The organism is Amycolatopsis sp. NPDC006125 (genome assembly GCF_040614195.1).
Lineage (GTDB): Bacteria > Actinomycetota > Actinomycetes > Mycobacteriales > Pseudonocardiaceae > Amycolatopsis_E > Amycolatopsis_E tucumanensis.
Genome location: NZ_JBEXTZ010000209.1, coordinates 1 through 4,204, shown reverse-complemented (window position 1 = coordinate 4,204; position 4,204 = coordinate 1). Strand labels below are relative to the sequence as shown.

Genomic DNA, 4,204 nt, shown 5'->3' with positions numbered 1-4,204 from the left:
CGACATCCGCCTCACCTACCAGCCGGCCACCGACCAGCTCGCCGGCACCACGACGATCCTCGCCAGGACCACGCAGGAGCTGTCCAGCTTCGACCCCGCCCGGCCCGCGTTGGGTGCACCAGACGCGGGGTGGCGCAAGGCGCTCGGCCGCTGGCGCACCTGACGCGGGTCCGCGCAGCCGACAGATCCCGGCACGCCCCCCGCCCGCCGGTGCACCTCTCGCGTAGGGGCACGCACCAACCACATGCGCGCTCCCCACGCAGGTCGGCGCACGCGCGCTGGTGCACGCTACACATGCTCCCGACCCCGACGCATGTCGGCACGTCTCCGCCCGCCGGTGCGCCCCTCGCGGGGCGGCGCCCCACCTCCGGCCCGCGTTGGGTGCACCAGACGCGGGGTCGCGCACCGCCCCCGGCCCGCGACGCACCCGACGTATGCCGGCACGCCCCTCGCTCGCCGGTGCCCTCTCGCGCGGGGCGCGCACCACCGGCACGTGCCCTCCCCGCGCGCGTGGGGCACGCACGCCCGGGCACGTCACGCATACCGGCACGGCCCTGGGTGGGGGCGTACCCCGCGCAGGTCAACACGCCTCACGAATGCCGGCTCCCTAGGCATGTGGTGCGTCGCACCCCCGTCGGGCGTACCACATGCACGCCGACGCTCCATCGCGTTGGGCCGCGCGCCACCGGCCCCGGCTCTCGCGTGCTCTGTTTGCCTCGCCGAGGTGCGATGGCTGACAGCACGACCCCCAGTCGACGGTGCCACCGCATCCATCTCCCATGGCAGGTGGAGCAGGTGCCGCCCTCTCACGTAACCACCACTCGGCGGCTTCGCTGGTTCACCCAGAAATGGAGATCATCACCCCGGCATCACCGCTCGGCGGAAGCCCGAAGCAGCGCCACCGCCGCAGTCTTGGCGCTCTCGGCGGCTCCCGGATCGCCGGTGATGCCCGCGATCACGGTCGCGCCTTCGACCAGCGCGAAGATCTGGTCGCCCAGTTCGTCCGAGCCGGCCAGGGAACGCAAGTAATCCCGGACCAGGTCCTTGTGCTCCCGCACCACCGCCGCGACGCGAGGTGCCCCGTCGCCCAGTTCGCCGAACGAGTTGATGAACGCGCACCCCCGGAAGTCGTCCTCGCTGAACCACCGCCGCAACCAGTCGAACACCGCCGGGACAGCGTCTTCCGGCGGCCGAGCCGACACGTAGTCCGCCAGCGACCGCCGCCACCGTTCGTCGCGGCGGCGCAGGTAAGCCTCGACGAGATCGCCCTTCGCCGGAAAGCATTGGTACAGCCGCTTCAACGAGACGCCCGATCCCGAGCGGATGGCATCCATGCCCACCGCCTGGATGCCGCGCGCGTAGAACAGCTCCTCGGCGGTGTCGAGCAGTCGGACGCGTGCCTCGTCGTGATCCATCCAATCCACCCCTTGCGCGGAGAACGTGCGTTCTCTACCGTAGCGCATCAGCGGAGAACGAGCGTTCTCCAGATTGGGGTTCCCATGTCCGACCGTCCGCCGTTCCCGCCGTTCGACGAAGTCACCGCCGCGCAAAAGGTTCAAGCCGCCGAGGACGCCTGGAACACGAGGGACCCGGAGAAGGTCGCGCTGGCCTACACGCCCGACTCGGTCTGGCGCAACCGGGATCAGCACGTCGTCGGCCGCGACGCGATCGTCGAGTTCCTGCGCCGCAAGTGGGAACGCGAACTGGACTACGCGCTGCGCAAGGAGCTGTGGGGCTTCCGCGGCAACCGGATCGCCGTGCGCTTCCAGTACGAATGCCACGACGCCGAGGGCCAGTGGTGGCGCAGCTACGGCAACGAGCTCTGGGAGTTCAGCGAGAACGGCCTGATGCGCCGCCGCGAGGCGAGCATCAACGACACCCCCATCACGGAGTCCGAGCGCCGCATCTTCGGCCCCCGCCCGGAATCCGAGCGTGGGCAACTGCTGCCGGTGTTCTGAACGGCGGCGCACAGGACGCGGGCATACCGCGCCGCAACCTGGCCGACGACTCCGGCATCACCTGCGCGACAGCAATTCGATCGACAGGCAACCGGTCGGACTGCGACGGTAGGGGCGTGCGCGTCGTCCCGTTGCCCCCGGCCACCTACCACGCTCTCGCCGCAGGAGATCTCGCCGCGGCGAACCGTGTGGCGCCGGTCGAGTTGACGCCGTACTTCGTGAACCCGCGCTGGCTTCCGGGCTGGGGCCGGGCGAGCACCCGCGTCCGCGCCGACCCGCGGGCCGCCGATTGGCTCGCCGGCGCCATCGCCGGGCCAGTCGGCGTGGTCGGCCGCGCGGGATACCACGGGCCGCCAGACGAGCAGGGCGTCGTCGAGGTGACCTACGAGATCGAGCCGGCTTGGCGCCGTCGCGGTTATGCCCGCGCCGCGCTGGCGGAACTCGTCGCGCGCGCCGTGCGTGAACCGGACGTCCGCGTCGTGCGCGCGGTGATCCGGCCGCACAACACCGTTTCCCAGCGCCTGGTCATGACGAGCGGATTCACCGAGGTGCATGAACCACCACTGCCCGACGGGCCCTGGCTGGTTTTCGAGCGCGTTGTGGACTGATCACAGTCACGCGCGAGGTTGATGGCCGACCGCCGTTGATCGCGGGGCGGCTTCAGCGCGCAGGCTTCCTCGTCCCGCTTTTCCGTGCCGCGGCGGTGGTCTTCCGCTCCACGACCACCGGTGGCGGCTCGGGGTTGAGCACGTTGCCCGTCGGGATCTTGGGGCGTCCCAGCTCGCCGTGCTCGCGGACCCTGGCCTTGCGGTAGACCTCGGCGGTCGTCGCCGCGATGCGAGCCCAGTCGAAGTCGTCGGCGAGGCGGGCCTGCGCGGTGCGCGCACGACTCTCCGCGGCGGCGCGGTCTCGCAGCACCGAGTTCACCGCCGCCGTCAGCGCGGGCACATCCCCGGGTGCGAAGGACAACCCGGTGACCCCGTCGACGACGACCTCGCCCAGCCCACCGGCCGTCGAAGCCACCAGTGGCGCCCGCGCGGCCGCCGCTTCCAGGGCGACGATCCCGAACGGCTCGTACCGGCTCGGCAGCACCACCGCGTCCGCCGCCGCGAGCACTGCCCGCAGCTCCCGGTCGCGCAGGTGCCCGGCGAACTCGACCGCGTGCTGCATCCGCATCCGCCGCGCCTGCTTGACCAGCTCGTCCAGGTGCCGCCCCCGCCCGGCGACCACCAGCCGCGTGCCGCGGTGCGCGCGGCGGATCTTCGGCAGCGCCGACACCAGGTCCTGGACGCCCTTCTCCCACTCCAGGCGCCCGAAGAACAACAGCAACGGCTCGCCACCCGGCGCGTACTTCTCCCGCGCCCGCGCGACCTCGTCCGCCGCGACCTGCCAGCCGCGTTCCTCGATGCCGTTGTGGATCACGGTGATGTCGTCCGCCGACACCTCGAACAGCTTCGCCACCTCGGCGCGCATCGCCTGCGAACACGTGATCAGCGCGTCCGACCGGTTCGCCAGCCACCACTCCACGGAGTGCACCTGCTGGTTCAACGGCTGCGACAACCAGCCCGAATGCCGGCCGGCTTCGGTCGCGTGGATCGTCCCGACCAGCGGGCGCCGCAGCGCGCCGGCCAGGCTGATCGCCGGGTGCGCCACCAGCCAGTCGTGGGCGTGCACGACGTCCGGCTGCCACGACCGGGCCAGCTCCAGCCCAGCGCGCACCATGCCGTGGCCCATCGCCAGCGTCCACGCCACGAGGTCCCGCTCGAACGTCACGTGCATCGGGTCCTCGGCGACGCGGATGATGCGCACACCCTCGACCACCAGGTCCGTTGTCGGGTGCGTGTGGGCGTCGGTGCCTGCCGGGTGCCGGGAGAGGACCACGACCTCGTGCCCGTCCTGGGCGAGGTGCCGGGCCAGCGCGTGCACGTGGCGGGCCAGCCCGCCGACCACGACGGGCGGGTACTCCCAGGACAGCATCAGCACGCGCATGACAGGAGGTTACTCACTGGTCAACTAAGAACTGAACCACCCGACGACGCGCGATGCCGGCGGGTGATGTCGATCACATGATGAGTGGGAGCGCGGTGGTGGGCTGCGGTGGGTGGGTGACCGGGCGGGCCCGGGAAGTGGCCGCTCGGCCGGACCGGGCGGCGCGGATGCGCGACCCGACGGCGGTGGGTGGACGAGCAGCGGGGAGGTGCTGCCGGGCGGCGGTGGGTGGCCGGGCCGGGGGGAGGTGCTGCCGG

At 72.1% G+C, this 4,204-nt stretch carries 4 protein-coding genes; 2 read left to right on the top strand and 2 right to left on the bottom strand.

All coding sequences use genetic code 11. The features are described from left to right. Window positions 1-869 precede the first annotated feature (869 nt). Entirely contained in the window at window positions 870-1,415 is a 546-nt protein-coding gene (locus ABZ193_RS43360; RefSeq protein ID WP_237338445.1) for a TetR/AcrR family transcriptional regulator, read from the bottom strand. 84 nt (window positions 1,416-1,499) lie between these two features. Here ABZ193_RS43360 and ABZ193_RS43355 point away from each other — a divergent pair, with 84 nt between their 5' ends. Together ABZ193_RS43355 and ABZ193_RS43350 are read left to right on the top strand one after the other, a co-directional pair. Further along, complete coding sequence (locus tag ABZ193_RS43355; RefSeq protein WP_020422723.1) at window positions 1,500-1,958, top strand: nuclear transport factor 2 family protein; 459 nt, start codon at window positions 1,500-1,502, stop codon at window positions 1,956-1,958. A 116-nt stretch (window positions 1,959-2,074) separates the two neighbouring features. Continuing rightward, on the top strand, window positions 2,075-2,566 hold the full coding sequence (locus ABZ193_RS43350; RefSeq protein WP_027936572.1) for a GNAT family N-acetyltransferase: 492 nt from the start codon (window positions 2,075-2,077) through the stop codon (window positions 2,564-2,566). 52 nt (window positions 2,567-2,618) lie between these two features. On the opposite strand, the gene ABZ193_RS43345 is transcribed toward ABZ193_RS43350, so the two are convergent. After that, entirely contained in the window at window positions 2,619-3,947 is a 1,329-nt protein-coding gene (locus ABZ193_RS43345; protein ID WP_020422725.1) for a glycosyltransferase family 4 protein, read from the bottom strand. Window positions 3,948-4,204 lie beyond the last annotated feature (257 nt).